Source organism: Marinobacter mangrovi (assembly GCF_016798325.1).
GTDB classification, from domain to species: Bacteria; Pseudomonadota; Gammaproteobacteria; order Pseudomonadales; family Oleiphilaceae; genus Marinobacter_A; species Marinobacter_A mangrovi.
On sequence record NZ_JAERVO010000001.1, the window covers coordinates 755,829 to 776,165 of the forward strand.

The following is a 20,337-nucleotide window of genomic DNA, read 5'->3' on the forward strand; positions in this document are numbered from 1 at the left end:
TCGACTTCGACCAAATTTTGCCGGAGTTTGAATTTATGACGTGTTGGGAAGTCCTGGGTATTTCACCGACCAACAATCGGGAGCGCATCGAAAAGGCATACGAGTCCCAGCGCAAATTTGCCAGCGGGGAATCCCTTTCCGATCTGGATGACGCCTACCGCCAGGCCCTTCGCGAGGGAGGCTTTGCCGTGGCTGACCCCGACCCCACACCGGAACCGGAGCGTCAGTCGGCACCTGCCGTATCGGCGCCCGGCCCGACACCCGAGCTCAGTGCGCGGGACCAGCAGGTGGTGCGCGAGATCGTGATCCAGGTCGAAGCGATGCTCAATGACAGCCATCGACGCTCGGATGTCAACATCTGGCGGGCCATCCTGACCGAGCCGCCGGCCGACCGTGACGGCATACGCGAGGCCGCCAGTGAGGCGTTGTATCCTCGTCTCAAGCCCTATCTGGACGATGGCTCCCTGCCGCAGCCGGTCAGGGCGTTCCTGTCCCAATGGTTTGGTTGGAGCGAACTTGACGAAACGACGTCGAACGAGGTCCAGACGACGAACGATCCGTTCGACGACCCTCTGCATCGGGGGCCGGGTGCGGCGCCGTCCGAAGGCACGGAAGGCCGGGAAAAACAGCCATCGACGACCAGCTTCTGGCCGGCGGCGATTGGCTGGATCGCCGGGTTGATCATCCTGACCAGTCTGTTCAGCCATATCCTGGGATCCTGAAGCCCCATCCCTTCATGACATGCGGCAGCGCAAGGAGTTGGCAGGATCAGGCAACCAGCCTGCTGCCGCCGCAGGTTAGCCTCATGGTCAGTCGGTAGAGCCGGCGCTGTATCCATTGATCAATAGGAGTGTTCATGCGCGCATTCTCCGTGCTCGATCTTTCGCCCATCGCTCAAGGGAGCGATGCCGGCCGTGCCTTGCGAAATTCCCGCGATCTGGCACAGCATGCCGAGCGGCAGGGCTATAAGCGCTTCTGGATGGCCGAGCACCACAACATGACCGGTATTGCCAGCGCGGCGACCGCCGTGGCACTGGGGTTCGTAGCCGAGGGCACCCGGACGATCCGTGTCGCTGCCGGTGGGGTGATGTTGCCCAACCACGCGCCGCTGGTGATTGCCGAGCAATTCGGCACATTGGCTTCCCTGTACCCGGATCGGGTGGATCTCGGGCTCGGCCGGGCGCCTGGCACGGATGGAGCCACCATGATGGCACTTCGCCGGGACCAGATCGACGGCGCCAATCAGTTCCCGCGGGACGTCCAGGAGCTCCTGCATTATTTCCAACCCGAGCAACCCGGTCAGAAGGTAAGGGCGGTTCCCGGTATGGGGCTGAACGTGCCGGTCTGGCTGCTCGGATCCAGTCTCTACAGTGCTCAGTTGGCGGCGGCGCTGGGGCTGCCGTTTGCTTTCGCCTCCCATTTCGCCCCGGATATGCTGGGGGATGCGCTGCGAGTCTATCGTGAGCGATTCGAGCCGTCGCAATATCTGGACGCGCCGTACGCCGCCGCCGGTTTCAACGTGTTTGCCGCCGACACCGACGACGAGGGTCGTCGCCTGATGACGTCCATGGAGCAGCAATTTATCGCGCTGCGGCGAGGCACGCCCGGGCCGCTGAAGCCACCGGTGGACGATCCGGAGCAGGTGGGCAGCGTATTCGAGCGGAAACAGGTCGAGAACGCGCTGGCGGAGTCCGCGGCTGGTTCACCGGCCACCGTGGCGGCCGGTCTGGAAGCGTTTGTGGCCAGGACCGGTGTGGACGAAGTGATTGTAACCGGGCAAATCTATGATCACGCCGCCCGAGTGAAATCTTTCTCCATCGCCGCCGATGCGTTGCGGTCCCTTTGCGATCAGGAGAGATCCTGACGCGCCAGCCGGGTGAGATCCTCCGCCGCCTGCTGCTGGGGCATATCCTGCTTCAGTAGCAGGCGGATCCTGCCTTTTCCATCGAAGACGTAGATTGCGCTGCTGTGGGACACGGCGTAGTTGCCGTCGTTGTCAGCGTCCCCATAGCCGAATGTGGTGCGGTAGCGCTTGGCCAGCTTGCGCAACCTGTCTTCCGAGCCGGTCAGGCCGACGATGTGGCTGTCAAAATACGACACATAGCTCCCCAGGCGTTCCGGAGTGTCCCGCTTGGGATCCACGCTGATGAACAGGGCCGTAACATCCTGCCGGGCTTCGGCCGGCATTTTCTCCAGCACCTGATGCAGATAGGCCAGTGTGGTCGGGCAGACGTCGGGGCAGGAGGTGTAGCCAAAGAACAGGATTCGGACCTGGCCGGCTGAATCGCCCGGGGTGACGGTGTCGCCCTGCACGCTACGGAGCTCGAACTCGAGGTCCGGCATCACGCCGCTGATGTCCTTGCCGTTCCAGTGGGGCTTTTCGCCGGAGCATCCGGATAACAGCATTGCCAGGCCCAGCAGGAAAGCGGCGAGCGTTGTTGTATGCCGGGATGCGCTCATGATGCCATGCCTCCGTTGGACGAGTGTGCCAGGTCGGCCTGTTTTTGTTGTGGGCGACCGTCATTCATGATCCGTTTCAACATCAACAGAATGCCGATAATGCTCATCATGGCGGGCGGGATCCAGGTCAGCAAGCCGCCCAGCAGCTGATCCGTGCGTGGGGCAATGGGCCAGGCGCGACCGCACACGTCGTAGATGTCGTAAAGCGATTCGTGGGCGAAGACGATCACGGCTCCCAGCACCAGCTGCGGCAGGGCCACCAGGGCCATCATCAGAATACGGGTGCCGTGACCCAGCGTGCGGCCCCGGGCCGGCGTGCGAGGGTCGAGCATCAGCCACCAAAACAGCAAACCGTCAAGCAGCATGCTCCAGTTCATCGTCCAGTAGAGCTGGCGATTGAGCATCGCATCGAAATGAACGGCCGGCCATAGCCAGAAATAGATGAGACCGACGAACAACACGGCGGCGACGGCCGGTTGCTGAAGGATGCGATAGATCCCGGACAGGGGAGCAGCCAGACGCAATCCCCTTGAAGGAAGACGGTCGCGCCAGAAGCGCAGGACCGGTAAAGGATTGGACAACGCTATGAGGAAGGGGCCGACATGATGCAAGATCAGATGCTGGCCCCGATGGATGAAAAACGTGTACTGGGCGTAGTAATCGAATCGCGTCTGCATCACGGCGTAACAGGCTAAAAGGCCCACCAGGAAGGCGGTGATCCGCCAGGGGCCGGGCCGTTCGGCTTCAGGCAGACGTGGCAACGCCAGACCGTAAAGAATAAGCGCGCCCAGGTAGGCGGCAACGGTCAGCGGCGAGAAATCATAGGGCAGGAGGAATTCGAACCAGGGCATCGGGCCGGCTGTTCTCCTTGTTGTCGGGCTCGCTGGAGCGCCTTGAGGCCATACTCTTCAGCCTGTCTGAAATTCCACGTTTTGCAAGTCATGAATGGCGGGAACTCGGGGCCTTGCCCGGTCGTCAAAGCCGGAACACCAGCGACGCCACGGCGCGGCGGCAGGAATGCTATGCTTGACTGTGGGATCGGAAGGCATTTCGGATGGCGTTGACCAACCTGTTCCGCCGATGTTTTCGTATTTCCAGCTGTATGGGCTCACCCAAACTTCCTGAAGGAGGGGCAACATGTCGATTAGTGATCACGCTTTAAACGTGGATTTTCCCCAGTACAAGGAACTCATCCGCGAATTACGACAGTCAGACGCCACGTTCAAGGAAATGAGCGACCACTACGACAAGTTGGACAAGTCCATACGTGGACTTGAGTTTCGAGAGGTTCCCACCGACGACGAGCACTTCAACCAGATGAAGATGGAGCGGGCTCAGCTCAAAGACACCCTCTACGGCACACTGACAAAGCACGGCGGTTAAACGAAAAAAGGGGCGTCTTCATGACGCCCCTTTTTTTCAACCGCGGGTACCTGCCGCTCAGTTGAATCGGCATTGTCCGGGACGCAAGCATTGTTGCGTCCAATCGCTGTTGTTGGCCTGCGTCGGCCCATTGTCGCCTTGCGGGTTGCCAGAGGCCTTGGCAGGCAGGTGGCTGGGTACATTCAAACGCGCCAGCAGCGGACGAATATGCTGCCGGAAAGCAGCGATCCGATCCGCTGGCACCCGCGCGGATGTCGGAATCTTGGCGGTCAGCGGATTCACCGGATGGTGGCGGACGTGCAGCTCGAAGTGCAGGTGTGGACCGGTCACCCGGCCGGTCGCGCCGGACAGTGCAATCTTCTCGCCCCGTTTAACGGCTTCACCCCGACGGACCAGAATCTTGCTCAGGTGGAGGTAACGGGTCTTGTAGGTACCGCTGTGCTCGATTTCGACGTATTTGCCTGCGTAGGGATGGTTACCGATTCGCGAGACGATACCGTCGCCGGTGCTCATTACAGGCGTGCCTGATGGCGCGCCCAGATCCACGCCGTTATGCGGTGCCCGACGGCCCGTGATCGGGTGCAGTCGTTTGGGATTGAATGGCGACGTCACCCGATAATGGCGCTTGGTGGGCCAGCGCAGGAAGGCCGGCGTCACGCTGTCACCGGTTTCGTCGTAGTAGTTGCCGTCCGAATAAAGGAAGGCGTAATAGATTCTGGAACCCCGATGCAGCTCGATGGCTTCGATCCGGGTGTTGCCCGTGGCCTGGGAGTCGGTGTGCTCATGGCCGACGATCACCGAGAAGGTGTCGCCCGCGCGCAGGTCCCGGCGGAAGTTGAGTTTGCTCTTGAGCAGTTGGCTGACTTTGGCCACCTGCGCTTTATCCAGGCCTGCCTTGAGACCCGAGGCATAGAAACTGCCGTGGATATCACCGCTGACCCGGTTGCTTTCCCAGTGCAACGGCTTGGTGATTTCCTCGTGCTCGAAGCCGCCATCCTCAGTGCGGGAATACGACGCCGTACGGGCAACATCCAACTGCAAATCAAGCTTTTGCAGCTGGTTTTTCTCATCGAACGTGAAAGTCAGGGTCGTGCCCGGCTGGATGGTTTCCAGGGACAGGAATTCGGCATCCGCTTCCAGCAGCTTGTGCAGGGTATTGGCGGAGATGCCGTGATCCTCGAAGATTTCGCTCAGCGTATCGCCGGATTGGATCTCATAGGCCACCGGGTGAGGCTCGGTCGCCCGACTCAGTGCGCTGTTCTCCGTGTCCTTTGTTGATGCGTCAGCGGCCGCCTTCGCATCCTCGGCCGCGTCCGGTGCCGGTGGGGCCGTATTGTCAGCGCTCCGATCGGCTGGCAGCTCAACCTGCTGGATGGGGATAGAGACAGCGCTGGTGGGTTCAGACTGCCACATCAGGCCAACCGTGATACACAGGGCGGCGATGGCCAGAAGGATATGGCGGGAACGTCTGGTCAGGATCGATTTAAGCGGCATGGAGCAGTTTCAGTCAGGCGGTTACCGGATGTTCGTTGAATAGGTTCGGTCGGGGATACGGGTCCCCAAAGCGCACTAGGATACCTGTTGCGGCGTCGGGACGACAGTTAACTCCATTACACGGGCAAATAACTTCGGTTTTCACTGACCTGCCAATGAAGTCATAAAAAGACGCTGCCAGGGACCTACGCCTTACCGACCCTCATTGTCTGATCCTGCATTTTTATTGCCTTGCTCTGTAAACCGCCGTCCTGGTTCGGTTTTTTCATATTGTCAAACTCGTGTCAAATGAATAGATTGCTAATCATATTGGCAAGACACGGGACGGTCATGGCTTCCAGCGACTCCACTCCGAGACAGACACCAGAACATCCGAATCATCCAGGCAAGACGGTGCCTATCCAGCACGGCAAGGGCTTTCTCAAGGCCGATGTGTTCGTCTACATGCACGATGGGCAGCCGGTTATCTGCAAGGATTACAGTCGTTACCGCGGCAGTTGGCGGGCATTGCTTGCGCGTCTGCTGATTCGGCGCGAGGCCCGTATACTGGAATACCTGAAAGACTGGCCACACTCACCCAAAGTGGTGGGCTGTATGGGCACGCTGGCGCTGATGATGGAATACGTTCCCGGCGAGCTGCTCAGTGAGCACATGGCCGCTGGCGATCCCTTCTGTTTCGCGCAGTTGATGGGGGTCATGAAATCGCTGCACGGTATGTCGGTCACCCATAATGACGTGCGCGGGAACAACATCATCCTCAGCAGGGACCGGGTGGTGCTGATCGATTTTGCCGGCGCGGTCCGGGGGCGGGGTATTGGTCGGCTTCTGCTGTCGCCAATGCGGCGCAGCGACATGTCCCACCTTCTGAAATACAAGGTCAGGATGACCGGCGAGAAGCCCACGGCGGAGGAGCAGCGCCTCTATCAAAAACCGCGCTGGATTCAGGTGCTGCAGCGGCTCTGGAAGCAACGACTGTTGCCGTTCTTCAAGCAACACGTCGGTTGAGTGCGTCTGCTATATCAAAAGGCATATCGAAGGTGCCGAAAATCGCTATTAGAAGCTATTCACGTGTCCGGTTAAGGTGAGGGCATCTGCTTTTAATGACGGGATAACAACACTATGTCCGCTATCAAGATTGGAATCGTGGGCTTTGGCAAGATCGCACGCGACCAACATCTGCCCGCCCTCAACGCCAATCCGGCCTATGAGCTGGTGGCCGTAGCCAGCCCATCCAGCACGTCGGATTCCCTGCCGCACTTCGCGTCCATGACGGCCATGCTGGAGTCGATGCCGGAGATCGATGCCGTGGCCCTGTGTGTGCCGCCGACCGTTCGCTATTCGTTGGCCAGCGAAGCATTGGCCCGGGGCAAGCATGTCCTGCTGGAAAAGCCACCCGGTGCAACGCTGGCCGAGGTTCACGAGCTTGAACGTCAGGCCCTGGAAGCCGGTCGAACGCTGTTTGCCTCCTGGCATTCCCGTCATGCGCCGGCCGTCGAACCGGCCCGGGAGTGGCTTCAGGGGCGTCGGATCGTTGGCGTGGATATCGAATGGAAAGAGGACGTCTGCGTCTGGCATCCGGGCCAGGACTGGATCTGGCAACCCGGCGGCATGGGTGTCTTTGATCCTGGCATCAACGCGCTTTCGATCGCCACGGCCATCCTGGGCGACGCGTTTTTCTTCCGCGAAGGTGTCCTGGCGGTGCCGGACAACCGGCATTCTCCCATCGCCGCGGATTTGAGCTTTGCCAGCGCTGGCGGGTACCCGGTGAATGCGGCCTTCGACTTCCGCCAGAAAGGGCCCCAGAGCTGGGATATCCGGGTCGAAACGGAGGAGGGCACACTGATGCTTTCGAAGGGCGGAAGCCAGCTCTTTGTCGATGGCACGTTGCAGTTCGAGGCACCCGAACAGGAATACCCCGGACTTTACCGGCACTTCGCCGAATTGATCGAAAGCGGGCGTCATGATGTGGATGTCAGCCCGTTGCGGCATGTGTCGGATGCCTTCCTGCTCGGGCGTCGCGTCATCGTCGACCCGTTCCACTGGGAGGCGGACTGAACCGGCCGCGTCTTGCTGAGAGGATCAGGCCTCCTCGCGAATGATCTCCCTCAGTGTCTTCATCAGGGCCGAGGCACCCGGTGACAGGCGCTTGTCCCTCAGGCTCACGAGGCCGTAGGGCTGGACCCGGATGGGTTCGCCAAACGGCAGAATGCTGAAGCGCTGCGGGGCACAGAGCATTTCGGCCACCTGGCGGGTGGTCACCGTCAGCGTGTCGGATTTGTCGACCAGCGCCAGGGATACCAGGAAGTCCGGCGAATCGACGATGTACTTGGGCGGCTGCACGCCATAGTGCAGGAACAGGTTGTCGACACGCTGACGAAGCAGTGCGCCCGGTGGTTGCAGGGACCAGGGGTAGTCGGTCAGCGTGTCCAGCGATACCGGCGCTTCGCCCATCGCCGGGTGCCCCTCCCGGCAGACGATGCAGATATCCTCCTCGCCGATTTCCTCAAAGATGAACCGCTCCGCGGTGAAGCCTTCCGGAATCCGGCTGATCACAAAATCAAACTCGCCCTCGATCATCCGCGGAACCAGCCGCTTACTCACGTCCACATCGACGCGCACCTTGAGGCCGGGCAGGTCCCGATGAACCCGTTCCACGGCGCTGGTCAGGATGGTGACCGCCGGGGCCATTACCGCGCCGACGGCGACCATACCCGCGTTGCCTTCCCGCATGGCATTGATTTCCTCCCCCGTGTGGGTGAGCTGCGACACGATGCTGCGGGCGTGGCGCACCATGATTTCGCCATACCAGTTGGGCGTCATCCCACGCGGGTGGCGATCGAACAGCACCACGCCGATCTGGTCTTCCAGGTCATTGAGGAGTTTCGAGGCGGCGGGCTGGTTCATGGAGAGGCTTTCGGCTGCCCGATGCAGGTTGCGATGTTCATCCAGTGCGAGAAACAGTTGCAAGTGGCGCAATTTGAGTCGAGCACGCAAGAACCAATCGCTGGCGAGTGTGGCCATAAGCCGTGTCCTGTCTTGATCGATATTGGATTTGTTATTGGTTCACCCGAAAAAAGGTATTAGTCGGGTATCAATCCCTAGTCTAACGTGATGTCGGGCGTTCGCGTCCACTTTTTCAAACAACAACAATTCCGAAAGCAGGAGCTACGACATGAAATGGATGATCGCATCCGCACCCTGGGTTCTAGCCGCCGCGATCAGTGGCCCGGCCCTGGCCGCCGACAATCCGGCCTCAATGACGGACGCCGTGAAGACATCCGTCTTCGGCACCTTACCGGATGGCCGTGAGGCCCGGCTGTACCGGTTTTCCAATGCCCACGGTATCGAAATGGCCGTGACCAACTACGGCGGTATCATCGTGTCACTGCGCACCCCTGACAGTGACGGCGATGTCGATGACATCGTGCTGGGTTTTGATTCCCTGGACGGGTACCTGTCCAGGGCTTACCAGACCTCCAACCCCTATTTCGGGGCATTGATCGGCCGCTATGGCAACCGGATCGCCGGCGGTGAGTTCACCCTGGATGGCAAAACCTACACCCTGGCAAAGAACAACGGCCCCAATCACTTGCATGGGGGCAACAAGGGGTTCAACCAGGTGCTGTGGGATGCGAAGCCGTTCTCCAACGACACCGGGACGGGCGTGATTCTCAGCTACACCAGCGCGGATGGGGAGGAAGGTTATCCGGGCAAACTGGACGTCACGGTGACCTACACGCTGAGTGACCAGGACACGCTGTCGGTCGAGTACAACGCCACGACCACCAAGGCCACGCCGGTGAACCTGACCCAGCATTCCTATTTCAACCTGGAAGGCGAGGGCAGCGGCCGCATTCTGGATCATCGTCTGATGATCAATGCCGACGCGTTCACGCCCGTGGACAAGACGTTGATTCCCACGGGTGAAATCCGTCCGGTGAAAGGCACGCCGTTTGATTTTCGTGAAGCCACAGCGATCGGAAAGCGGATCAACGACGACAATACCCAACTCGAATACGGCCCCGGATATGACCACAACTTCGTGTTGAACCGCCCGGATGGCCGTGACGGCGAACTGGTCCTGGCGGCACGGGTGACCGAGCCGGACAGCGGTCGGATACTGGAGATCGCCACCACCGAACCGGGCATCCAGTTCTATTCCGGAAATTTCCTGGACGGCACCCTGACTGGCAAGTCGGGTCGGGCCTACGGCCGTCGCAATGGCTTCGCGCTGGAAACCCAGCATTTCCCGGACTCCCCGAACCAGAAAGACTTCCCGTCAACCATCCTGGAACCGGGTGACACCTACCACACGCGCACCGTGTATACCTTCTCGGCCCGTTGATGAAAAGAGGTGTTTTGAAAGGCCATCGTCGGCATCTCGCGGGCGGTGGCCTTTTTATTCCGCGCGCTGTTCTGAAGGGGCTGTGTCTGTGCGCTTATATCGATATCAAAAGTGGTATCAAAAGTAGCCAAAATTGGGATTTGTAGGATATCGCTGGTCGCCCTAAGGTGGAACTGTCTTCAGGACACAGAACGTGTGCGCAACAACAACAAACCGTGCCTTCGAGGCACTCAGGAGACATTGAATGCGATCTCTTCGTAAGCTGAAATCGCTGGCTATCAGCGCCAGTTTTGCCTGCCTCCCCCTGATGTCCGCTCATGCGGCGCAGGAGGACACCACCATTGGATTTATCGTCAAGAAGCCGGAACAGGCATGGTTCATCAATGAACAGAGCGCCGCGACCGAACTTGGCAAAAAAGACGGATTCGAAGTCGTGAAGCTGTCCGGCGTGGACGGCCAGGAAGTTCTCTCCGCGATCGACAACCTCCATTCACAGGGCGCCCAGGGCTTTGTGATCTGCCCGCCGGACGTGCGTCTGGGGCCGGTGATCAAGCGACGTGCCGAGCAGTACGATATGAAAGTCGTCACCGTCGATGACCGCTTCGTCAATTCCGATGGTGAGCCGATGAAAGACGTACCCCACCTGGGCATGTCCGGTTACAAGATCGGCCAGCAGGTGGGCAACACCATCGCCAAGCAGATCAAGGCCCGGGGTTGGGATATGGACGATGTCGCCGCGCTGCGCATCAGTAACTACGAGCTGCCGACCGCCAAGGAGCGTACGGACGGTGCGACGGACGCCCTGATGGATGCGGGTTTCAAGAAAGACAACATCTTTGACGCGCCCCAGCAGAACACCGATACCAGCAGCGCCTTTGCCGCGGCTTCCCCGGTGTTCTCCAAGCAGAGCAAGTACAAGCACTGGGTGATTTACGCGCTGAACGAAGAAAGCGTGCTGGGCGGCGTCCGCGCCAGCGAGCAGTATGGCCTGACGGCCGATGACGTGATTGGCGTTGGTATCAACGGGTCCGGCGCGGCCTTTGCCGAATTCTCCCGTGAAAAGCCCACCGGCTTTTACGGCACCATCGCGGTCAGCTCCACGATGCATGGCCGCCAGAGTGCCAAAAACCTCTATAACTGGATTACCGAAGGTGAGAAGCCGCCGGCGAATACCCAGACCACCGGCAAGCTGATGACGCGTGACAACTGGCAACAGGTCCGCGACGAGCTGGGGCTTTAAGCGGATGTCGGGTGTCCGCCGCAACCCGGGCGCCCGACCGTTCAGAGGTTTTCGGGAGTTCAATCATGTCTGACCCATATCTCCGGTTTGACGGCATCTCCGTGGAGTTTCCCGGCGTACGTGCGCTCGACGATGTGTCCTTTGGCGCACAGGCGGGTGAAGTTCACGCCCTGATGGGGGAGAACGGGGCCGGTAAATCGACCTTGCTCAAGGTGCTCAGCGGCGTCAACCGGGTCACTTCAGGCGCACTCTGGATCAACGGCGAGCGTCACGTGTTCGCTAATGAACGGGAAGCGCTGGACCAGGGCATCGCCATCATCTACCAGGAGCTGACCCTGTCGCCCAACCTGTCCGTGGCGGAAAATCTGTTGCTGGGTCAGTTGCCCGTCCGCAAGGGCTTTGTCGACCGGCGTTCGTTGCACGAGAGCGCACTGGGCGTGTTGCGGGAGCTGGGCGAGGAGGGCATCGACCCGGCCACACGAGTACGCGACCTGTCCATCGGCCAGCAACAGATGATCGAGATTGGCCGGGCCCTGTTGCGCAACGCCCGTATTATTGCCTTCGATGAGCCCACCAGCAGTCTGTCGGTCCAGGAAATTCGCAACCTCAAGCGCATTGTCAAACGGCTGCGGGATGAAGGCAAAGTCGTGCTTTATGTGACCCACCGAATGGATGAGGTCTTTGAAATGTGCGACGCCATTACGGTGTTCCGGGACGGCAAACACATCAGCACGCACCCCACGCTTGAGCATATCGACCACGACATCCTGGTCAGCGAGATGGTCGGACGCGAGATTGAGGATGTTTACGGTTACCGGGAGCGCGAACACGGCCCGGTCCAACTCGAAGTGAAAGGCCTGAAAGGGCCCGGCGTCAGCGAGCCGGCCAGCTTTGATGTCCGCCAGGGCGAGGTTTTTGGTCTCTTCGGATTGGTGGGCGCCGGCCGCAGTGAGCTGCTTCGACTGGTTTGCGGGGCCGAAAAGGCCGAGGCCGGTTCGGTGCGCTACAAAGGTCGTGACTGCCTGTTTACCAGTCCCCGGGAAGCGATCCAGTCCGGCATCGCCATGTGCCCGGAGGATCGTAAGACCCAGGGCATTTTTGCCATCGCCAGCGTCGGCGACAACATCAACATCAGCTGCCGGCGCTTTTTCTCCCGCTGGAAGCTGTTCCGCAACACCGCCCAGGAAGCCCGCAACGCCCACGACTACATCCGGCGACTGCGCATCAAGACGCCAGGCCCGGAAACCCGCATCGGCACGCTGTCCGGCGGCAACCAGCAGAAAGCCATCCTGGCCCGCTGGCTGGCCGAGGAGATCGACGTGTTCGTCATGGACGAGCCGACGCGCGGCATCGACGTGGGGGCCCGGCGAGACATTTACTCGCTGCTCTACGATCTGGCGGAGCAGGGCAAGAGTGTGGTGGTCATTTCCAGCGACCTGGCGGAGGTCAGCTCGATCTGCGATCGCATTGGTGTGATGCGGGACGGGCGCGTGATTGATGTGGTCCCGCGTGACCAGGCCACCCCCGAACGTTTGTTGGGCCTGGCGTTGCCGGCCTGAACCAAAACAAGAGAGAACAATCATGTCTACGGAAAAACTGGCTCAGGCACAGTCCACTCCAGACTTCTCGGCCAGCCGCGGCGGGCTGACCCGGATCGTGCGCAACCTGCTCGATACGTCCGGACTGATTGCCGTCTTTATCCTGCTCTTCATCGGGCTCTCCGTGATGGTGCCCGACTTCCTGACCGGCCGGAACATCGTCGGCCTGCTGTTATCCGTCACCCTGATCGGCACCATCGCCACAACCATGATGATGGTGCTGGCGCTGGGTGAAGTGGATCTGTCGGTGGCCTCCATCGTGGCCTTTACCGGCGTGGTGGCCGCGGTCATGACCTCCACCTCCGGCAGTGTCTTTATCGGTGTGATGTCCGGTGTCGCCGCCGGCGCCGCGGTTGGGGCCTTCAACGGCTTTGTGGTGGCCCAGTTCGGAGTCAATTCGCTGATCGCCACCCTGGCGGCGATGGAGTTTGTGCGCGGGCTGGCCTATATCACCTCCGGCGGTGACGCGGTCATGATCACCGTGCCGTCCTTCTTCGACCTGGGCAGCGCCTCCTTCCTGGGGCTGACGGTGCCGGTCTGGACCATGATCGTCTGTTTCCTGATCTTTGGCGTGCTGCTCAACATGACCGCCTTTGGCCGCAATGTGCTGGCCACCGGCGGCAATGCGGAAGCGGCCAACCTGGCGGGCGTCAACGTACGCCGCCTGAAAATCACCGTCTTTGCCCTGCAGGGCGTGGTAGCCGGCGTGGCCGGGGTGCTGCTGACCTCCCGCATGGGGCTGGGCGATCCCAACACGTCCCTGGGTCTTGAGCTCGCCGTGATCTCGGCCTGTGTACTGGGCGGGGTGTCCCTTTCCGGCGGCGTGGCCTCCATTACCGGCGTGCTGGTGGGCGTGCTGATTATGGGCAGCGTGCAGAACGCCATGGGCCTGCTCAACGTCCCGACCTTTTACCAATACCTCGTGCGCGGCGCCATCCTGCTGCTGGCCGTGCTGTTCGACCGTTGGAAACAGACCCGTCGCAGCCGGGCCTGACCGGTGACGTCCTGAACGAGTCCCGAATCTGTCTTTAGGAGCATTATCCGATGTCTGATAAAAAGCGTCCGCTGCGTTCGGAAGCGTGGTTCGGCACGGCCGACAAGAACGGCTTCATGTACCGAAGCTGGATGAAGAACCAGGGTTTCCCCAAGCACATGTTCGATGGCCGGCCGGTAATCGGCATCTGCAACACCTGGTCCGAACTGACCCCGTGCAACGCCCATTTCCGGCGGATCGCCGACAAGGTCCGTCAGGGCGTCCTGGAGGCCGGCGGCTTCCCGGTGGAGTTTCCGGTGTTCTCCAACGGCGAATCCAACCTTCGGCCGACGGCCATGCTGACCCGCAACCTGGCCAGCATGGATGTGGAAGAATCCCTGCGAGGCAACCCGGTAGACGGCGTCGTGCTGCTGGTCGGATGTGACAAAACCACCCCGGCATTGCTGATGGGGGCCGCGAGCTGTGATCTGCCCACCATCGTCGTCAGTGGCGGCCCGATGCTGAACGGCAAGCACAAGGGCCAGGACATCGGCTCCGGCACGGCCGTCTGGCAACTGTCCGAGCAGGTCAAGGCCGGCCAGATCTCGATCCATGATTTCATGTCGGCCGAGGCGGATATGTCCCGCTCCGCCGGCACCTGCAACACCATGGGCACTGCGTCGACCATGGCGAGCATCGCCGAATCCCTGGGCACCTCACTACCGCATAACGCGGCCATCCCGGCGGTGGATTCCCGGCGCTATGTGCTGGCTCAGATGTCCGGTAACCGGATTGTGGAGATGGTCCATGAAGACCTGCGACTGTCGAAAATCCTGACCCGGGAAGCCTTCGAGAACGCCATCCGCGTGAACGCCGCCATCGGCGGCTCGACGAACGCTGTGGTCCACCTGAAGGCCATCGCGGGTCGGATCGGTGTCGACCTGTCCATGGAAGACTGGACCCGGATCGGCCGGGGCACGCCGACCATTGTGGACTTGCAGCCCTCAGGTCGGTTCCTGATGGAAGAGTTCTACTACGCCGGCGGCCTGCCTGCAGTGCTGCGTCGTTTGGGCGAAGCCAACCGGCTGCCACATCCGGATGCGCTGACGGCAAACGGCCAGACGCTGTGGGACAACGTCAAGGACGCACCGCTTTACAACGACGAAGTGATCCGTCCGCTGGATAACCCGCTTTGCGACGATGGCGGCATTTGCGTCCTGCGCGGCAACCTGGCACCCCGTGGTGCCGTCCTGAAGCCCTCGGCGGCGACGCCGGAACTGATGAAACACCGGGGCCGGGCGGTGGTGTTCGACAACTTCGACCATTACAAGGCGCGGATCAACGATCCGGAACTGGATGTAGACGCCAACAGCGTGCTGGTCATGCGCAATTGCGGGCCCAAGGGTTATCCCGGCATGGCCGAGGTCGGCAACATGGGGCTGCCCGCCAAGCTGCTGGAGCAGGGCGTGACGGACATGGTGCGCATTTCCGATGCCCGCATGAGCGGCACGGCCTACGGGACAGTCGTCCTGCATGTCGCGCCCGAGGCTGCCGACGGTGGGCCGCTCGCGGCCGTGCGCGATGGCGACTGGATCGAACTGGATTGCGAGTCCGGTCGACTACACCTGGACATCAGCGAAGCCGAGCTGGCGGCCCGCATGGAAGACGTGCATCCCGGCACCTCCAGGGTGCTGGCCAGCGACGGCGGCTACCTGCAGCTCTACATCGACCACGTGCTGCAGGCGGACGAAGGCTGTGATTTCGACTTCCTCGTGGGGCAGCGCGGCGCCAAGGTGCCGTCCCATTCCCATTGAGCCTCTCGTTTGACGGATTGAATCAGGAGCACGTTATGCAACTTTTCCAGGCCCAGGATGAGGCGGGACGCCGGCTGGTCATTGCCGGCACCGGAGACGACAGTACAGGCCGTGTGCTGGACGGCGCCAAAAGCGTCTATGCACTGGCGCTGGAGGCGCTGCAACGGGGGACGCCACTGCAGGTACTGGTGGCCGACTGGCCCGGACAGGACCGCGTCGACCTCAATGCGCTGGCCGACGAAGGGCGGCTGCTGACGCCGATCGACCATCCGGACCCTGCTCATCTGCTGGTGAGCGGCACCGGCCTGACCCATCTTGGCAGTGCCGAAGGCCGCGACAAGATGCATCGACAGCTCGACGAGCCGGAAACCCTGACCGATTCCATGCGCATGTTCCGCATGGGGTTGGAGGGCGGCAAACCGGAATCCGGCCAGGCCGGCGTGCAGCCGGAATGGTTCTACAAGGGCGACGGCAGCATTGTGGTCGCTCCCGGCGAAGCGCTGGGGCAGCCCGGCTTTGCCCTGGATGGCGGCGAAGAACCGGAAATCGCCGGTATCTACGTGATCGATACCAACGGCACGCCTCGGCGACTGGGATTTGTGCTCGGCAATGAGTTCTCCGATCACGTGACCGAGCGCCAGAACTACCTGTATCTGGCTCATTCCAAGTTGCGGGCCTGCTCATTCGGTCCGGCACTGCGGCTGGGCGAGTTGCCATCGGACGTTCAGGGTATGTCCCGGATTCACCGCAATGGCCAGGTGCTTTGGGAAAAGCCATTCCTCTCCGGCGAGGCCAACATGTGCCACAGCATCGCCAACCTGGAAGCGCATCATTTCAAGTACCCGCAATTCCGTCGTCCGGGAGACGTTCACGTGCATTTCTTCGGCACGGCAACTCTCAGTTGCGCCGATGACGTGATCACCCGGGACGGCGACATTTTCGAGATCGAAGTGGCGGATTTTGGCCCGACGCTACGCAACCCGCTTGTCCACATCCGGGCGGAGTCCGTTGCGGTCAGCGAACTCTAGGTTGATCGCCACTTTTTAACAGGAGGAATCCAATGACGCAGATTCTTGGTCAACAGTATGTCGGCGGCCGGCGCGTTGCCGCAGGATCATCCACGATGCAGAGTCTCTCGGCTTCAACGGGTGAGGCCTCTCCCGCGACGTTCTATGAAGCGACCCCTGAAGAAGTTTCTTCAGCGGCGAAGGCCGCCGACCAGGCCTTCGGTATTTATCGGAAAACCGATCCCAACAGCCGGGCCGATTTCCTGGAGGCCATCGCCGATGAAATCGATGGTTTGGGCGACGATGTGATCGCCGAAGTCATGCGGGAGACGGCGCTGCCGGAAGCCCGCCTCAAGGGCGAGCGCTCGCGAACCAGCAACCAGTTGCGCCTGTTTGCCCGGGTCGTGCGCCGCGGCGATTTCTTCGGCGCCCGGATCGACCGGGGGCAGCCAGACGCTCAACCGCCCAAGCCGGACATCCGCCAGATGAAAACCGCGCTGGGACCGGTGGCGGTATTTGGGGCCAGCAATTTCCCGTTCGCCTTCTCGGTGGCCGGTGGTGACACCGCATCGGCGCTGGCCGCGGGCTGTCCGGTGGTGGTGAAAGCTCATCCCGGCCATATGGTGACGTCCGAATACGTGGCCAATGCCATTGAGCGTGCCGTGGAAAGCCAGGGCATGCCCAAAGGCGTGTTCAACATGATCTACGGGGATCGGGTTGGGGCTCAACTGGTGCAGGAACCGCTGATCAAGGCCGTGGGTTTCACCGGCTCCCAGAAAGGCGGCCGCGCCCTGTTCGATCTGGCCCACGCCCGGCCCGAGCCCATCCCTGTCTTTGCCGAGATGTCGAGCATCAACCCCATGTTTATGCTGGAAAGCGCGCTGGCCGGGCAGGGTGACGACATGGCCAAAGGCCTGGCGGGTTCGGTTACCCTCGGTTGCGGCCAGTTCTGCACGAATCCGGGTCTGATTCTGATGCGCCGTTCCGAAGCCTCATCCCGTTTCATTGAAAAATTGGCGTCGGCGCTGCGCGAGCAGCCGGCCCAGACGATGCTGAATGCGGGCATTCTTTCGAACTACGGCAAGGGTCTGGAACACCTGGTGAGCCTGGGCGGCATTGATGAGATCGCTGCGGGGCCATCGGAAGACGGTGAGGCGGGTGCGCGGCTGTTTACCGCCGACAAGAGTTTGCTGCTGTCAACGCAGGGCGGCGAAGCGTCACCGTTGCTGGAAGAGGTGTTCGGCCCGGCGACGGTCGTGGTCGAGGTCGACAGCGACGAGGAACTGGTTGCTGCCGCCCGCGCCCTGAACGGCCAGCTCACTGCAACGGTGTTTGCGGCCGGTGGCGCGGACCTGCGCGACCAGCGGGAGCTGCTCTCGGTGCTGGAACAGAAGGTCGGTCGGTTGCTGTTCAATGGCTATCCGACCGGGGTCGAAGTGAACGACACCATGGTCCATGGCGGTCCTTATCCGGCGACCACCGACGCCCGCGGCACGTCGGTTGGTAGCCTGGCCATCGAGCGCTACCTGCGCCCGGTCTGCTATCAGAACATGCCGGACGCAGCGCTGCCCGATGCCGTGCGGGACAGCAACCCGCTGGCGCTACTGCGGTTGGTGGACGGGGATTACTCCCGGGATGCCTTGTAGTCCGGGCTGAAACGAAAAAGGGGCGCGATTTTCGCGCCCCTTTCTGTTTGTGACAGGGATGAATAGTCATCGCCGATTCAGGGGAGTGATGTAGCCGACGCTTTAGCTTCGGAGGCGCCGCAGGTGCCCGGTTTGAGATTCGCTTGAAGTCCGAGGCCGTCCTTCGGACGGCTCCGAAGCTAAAGCGTCGGCTACATTGAGAGAGCCACCTTTAAAAACGCAGCAGCGCCGCGCCCCAGGTGAACCCGCCGCCGAAGGCCTCGAGCAGCACCACTTCATTCTTCCGGATCCGGCCATCCCGAACCGCCGCATCCAATGCCAGCGGAATCGACGCGGCGGACGTATTCCCGTGCTCGTTGACGGTGACCACCACCTGATCCATGGACATGTTCAGCTTCTTGGCCGTAGCCGAAATGATGCGCAGGTTGGCCTGATGAGGCACCAGCCAATCGATGTCCGACTTCTCCATCTGGTTGGCTTCCAACGTTTCGTCGACAATCTTGCCGAGGGTGTTGACCGCCATCTTGAAGACTTCGTTGCCCTTCATCTCGACAAAGGCGCGGCCGGCCTTGACCCGCTCGAAGTCCGACGCGATACCGCAGGGGACATGCAGCAGTTCTTCGTAACGGCCATCGGCGTGAATGTGGGTGGAGAGAATGCCGGTTTCCTCGCTCGCTTCGAGAACGACGGCGCCGGCGCCATCACCGAACAGGACGCAGGTGGCGCGATCATCCCAGTCGATGATCCGGGAGAAGATTTCCGCGCCGATCACCAGGGCTTTCTTGCTGGCGCCCGTCTTGACGAACTTGTCAGCGGTCGCCAGGGCGTAGACGAAACCGCTGCAGACCGCCTGGATATCAAATGCCGGGCAACCCTGGATGCCCAGGCGGGCCTGGAGAATGCAGGCGCTGCTGGGGAAGATCTTGTCCGGGGTGGAGGTGGCGAAAACAATGAGATCGATCTCCTGCGGATCAATCCCCGCGGCTTCAATCGCTCTCAGCGATGCCTGCTCCGCCAGGTCCACCGTGGTCTGGTGGTCCAGGGCAATGTGGCGCTGCTCGATGCCGGTCCGTTCACGAATCCACTGGTCACTGGTGTCGACCTTCTTTTCCAGGTCTTTGTTGGTAACAACATTGTCCGGCAGGTACGAACCGGTGCCAGTGATGCGAGCGTAAGTCATGTGTGATGGATTCCCGGGGCTTGCTAATTCATTGTGTCGAGCCTTATGAAAGTCATCCTACACGGCATCCCGGACTTGGGTTATTAGCGATTTGTCCTAAGATACCGGACAGGGAAAATGCCGGTGCGTTCAATCCAGCGCCCCGAGATATCAGAGAGGTAACTGTCGAATGCTGCGATTTTTCAGGATTGATAACGGGTTGATCCGGGAGATGGATGTGGCGCCGGACGAGGCGGACTCGGCGCTGGAGAAGGCCGACTGGATCGACGTGCATACGCCTGACGACGACGAGCGCAACCTGCTGCAGCGACTTTTGCACACCGATGTGCCCGAGTTCGATGAAGTGGAGGAAATCGAGGCCTCCGCCCGCTGTTTTGTGGATCAGGCCGGCATTCACGTGCACTCGCTGTTCCTGACCCAGACCGAAGGCCGCCACGACACCATTTCCGTCGCCTGCATTCTCCAGAGCAGACGCCTGATCACCATTCGCGAAGACGACGTGGCAGACTTCCGGCTGATCCGCATGCGCGCCCGGCGGGGTCAGGTTGAGGCCAACTCACCGGCGGAGCTCCTGGTGACGCTGTTCGAGCAGAAGATGGAGAACCATGCGGATTCGCTGGAAGACCTGCACCGTCAGCTGGAGGACGTCTCCTACATGGTGCTTGAAGACGAGGAAGCGGAGCTGGACGAAGCCATTGGCAAACTGGCCCGTCTGGAGGACAGCAATGGCAAGATCCGGCTGTGCCTGATGGATTCCCAACGGGACATCTCCTTTCTGCTGCGGCATTTGCGCAGCGCCTCCGAGCATGCCGATACCCTGCGTGAAATCATGCGCGACATCGAAACGCTGATGTCTCACACCACCTTCCTGTTCGACAAGATCAACTTCCTGATGGACTCCACCCAGGGCTTCATCAACATCGAGCAAAACCAGATCATCAAGATCTTCTCGATCGCCGCAGTCGTCTTCCTGCCGCCGACCCTGGTGGCCAGCATTTACGGCATGAACTTCGACGTGATGCCGGAACTGCACTGGCTGGGCGGCTATCCCTGGGCGCTGGGTCTGATGGTCATGGCCGGTATTGCCCCGTACCTGTATTTCAAGAAAAAAGGCTGGCTCTGACCGTATACCCACTGGGGGATATAGAGCCGAAATGTCCCGGCCGGTTAGGCTTGATGCAAAGTCAATCAATGTCG

General features: G+C 61.0%; 18 protein-coding genes. 13 read left to right on the forward strand and 5 right to left on the reverse strand.

Annotation, left to right across the window (positions count from 1 at the left end):
- The first annotated feature begins 35 nt into the window (after positions 1-35).
- Positions 36-722 carry a J domain-containing protein gene (locus JL474_RS03410; RefSeq protein WP_203140916.1) on the forward strand — a complete coding sequence of 229 codons (687 nt, stop codon included), beginning with the start codon at positions 36-38 and terminating at the stop codon, positions 720-722.
- Positions 723-856: 134 nt separating this feature from the next.
- Complete coding sequence (locus tag JL474_RS03415) at positions 857-1,864, forward strand: LLM class flavin-dependent oxidoreductase (protein WP_123634737.1); 1,008 nt, start codon at positions 857-859, stop codon at positions 1,862-1,864.
- Here JL474_RS03415 and JL474_RS03420 read toward each other — a convergent pair.
- Positions 1,849-2,460, reverse strand: a complete 612-nt coding sequence (locus JL474_RS03420; RefSeq protein WP_203140917.1) for an SCO family protein — start codon at positions 2,458-2,460, stop codon at positions 1,849-1,851. The genes JL474_RS03415 and JL474_RS03420 overlap by 16 nt on opposite strands.
- Entirely contained in the window at positions 2,457-3,311 is an 855-nt protein-coding gene (locus JL474_RS03425) for a cytochrome c oxidase assembly protein (RefSeq protein WP_203140918.1), read from the reverse strand. Before JL474_RS03425 ends, JL474_RS03420 begins: the two co-directional genes overlap by 4 nt.
- A 286-nt stretch (positions 3,312-3,597) precedes the next feature.
- Here JL474_RS03425 and JL474_RS03430 point away from each other — a divergent pair, with 286 nt between their 5' ends.
- The gene (locus JL474_RS03430) at positions 3,598-3,843 is read left to right on the forward strand and encodes a YdcH family protein (RefSeq protein WP_123634734.1); all 246 of its coding nucleotides are present in this window, start codon (positions 3,598-3,600) and stop codon (positions 3,841-3,843) included.
- A 57-nt stretch (positions 3,844-3,900) separates the two neighbouring features.
- On the opposite strand, the gene JL474_RS03435 is transcribed toward JL474_RS03430, so the two are convergent.
- Positions 3,901-5,337 (reverse strand): peptidoglycan DD-metalloendopeptidase family protein, encoded by a 1,437-nt coding sequence (locus JL474_RS03435; RefSeq protein WP_203140919.1) that lies wholly within the window; start codon positions 5,335-5,337, stop codon positions 3,901-3,903.
- 330 nt (positions 5,338-5,667) lie between these two features.
- Here JL474_RS03435 and JL474_RS03440 point away from each other — a divergent pair, with 330 nt between their 5' ends.
- On the forward strand, positions 5,668-6,342 hold the full coding sequence (locus tag JL474_RS03440) for an RIO1 family regulatory kinase/ATPase domain-containing protein (protein WP_203140920.1): 675 nt from the start codon (positions 5,668-5,670) through the stop codon (positions 6,340-6,342).
- A gap of 114 nt (positions 6,343-6,456) precedes the next feature.
- Positions 6,457-7,392, forward strand: a complete 936-nt coding sequence (locus JL474_RS03445; RefSeq protein ID WP_203140921.1) for a Gfo/Idh/MocA family protein — start codon at positions 6,457-6,459, stop codon at positions 7,390-7,392.
- 24 nt (positions 7,393-7,416) lie between these two features.
- Here the strand turns inward: JL474_RS03445 and JL474_RS03450 are convergent, their stop codons facing one another.
- Complete coding sequence (locus JL474_RS03450) at positions 7,417-8,358, reverse strand: LysR family transcriptional regulator (protein ID WP_203140922.1); 942 nt, start codon at positions 8,356-8,358, stop codon at positions 7,417-7,419.
- A gap of 151 nt (positions 8,359-8,509) precedes the next feature.
- Here JL474_RS03450 and JL474_RS03455 point away from each other — a divergent pair, with 151 nt between their 5' ends.
- The 7 genes from JL474_RS03455 to JL474_RS03485 all read left to right on the forward strand — a co-directional run bounded on the left by JL474_RS03455 (position 8,510) and on the right by JL474_RS03485 (position 17,960).
- Entirely contained in the window at positions 8,510-9,682 is a 1,173-nt protein-coding gene (locus JL474_RS03455) for an aldose epimerase family protein (protein ID WP_203140923.1), read from the forward strand.
- Between the two features lie 244 nt (positions 9,683-9,926).
- Positions 9,927-10,922: an arabinose ABC transporter substrate-binding protein gene (locus tag JL474_RS03460; protein ID WP_203140924.1), complete on the forward strand. Its 996-nt coding sequence runs from the start codon at positions 9,927-9,929 to the stop codon at positions 10,920-10,922.
- A gap of 65 nt (positions 10,923-10,987) precedes the next feature.
- Positions 10,988-12,481: an L-arabinose ABC transporter ATP-binding protein AraG gene (araG, locus tag JL474_RS03465; protein WP_203140925.1), complete on the forward strand. Its 1,494-nt coding sequence runs from the start codon at positions 10,988-10,990 to the stop codon at positions 12,479-12,481.
- Between the two features lie 22 nt (positions 12,482-12,503).
- The gene (gene araH / locus JL474_RS03470; protein WP_123634726.1) at positions 12,504-13,514 is read left to right on the forward strand and encodes an L-arabinose ABC transporter permease AraH; all 1,011 of its coding nucleotides are present in this window, start codon (positions 12,504-12,506) and stop codon (positions 13,512-13,514) included.
- Positions 13,515-13,564: 50 nt separating this feature from the next.
- Positions 13,565-15,307, forward strand: coding sequence for an IlvD/Edd family dehydratase (locus JL474_RS03475; RefSeq protein ID WP_123634725.1), 1,743 nt, complete (start codon positions 13,565-13,567; stop codon positions 15,305-15,307).
- 35 nt (positions 15,308-15,342) lie between these two features.
- Positions 15,343-16,335, forward strand: a complete 993-nt coding sequence (gene araD1, locus JL474_RS03480) for an AraD1 family protein (RefSeq protein WP_123634724.1) — start codon at positions 15,343-15,345, stop codon at positions 16,333-16,335.
- Positions 16,336-16,367: 32 nt separating this feature from the next.
- Entirely contained in the window at positions 16,368-17,960 is a 1,593-nt protein-coding gene (locus tag JL474_RS03485) for an aldehyde dehydrogenase (NADP(+)) (RefSeq protein ID WP_203140926.1), read from the forward strand.
- Between the two features lie 211 nt (positions 17,961-18,171).
- On the opposite strand, the gene JL474_RS03490 is transcribed toward JL474_RS03485, so the two are convergent.
- Complete coding sequence (locus tag JL474_RS03490; RefSeq protein ID WP_123634722.1) at positions 18,172-19,140, reverse strand: beta-ketoacyl-ACP synthase III; 969 nt, start codon at positions 19,138-19,140, stop codon at positions 18,172-18,174.
- A gap of 169 nt (positions 19,141-19,309) precedes the next feature.
- Between JL474_RS03490 and corA the strand changes: the two genes are divergently transcribed.
- Positions 19,310-20,263, forward strand: coding sequence for a magnesium/cobalt transporter CorA (gene corA, locus JL474_RS03495; RefSeq protein ID WP_203140927.1), 954 nt, complete (start codon positions 19,310-19,312; stop codon positions 20,261-20,263).
- Positions 20,264-20,337 lie beyond the last annotated feature (74 nt).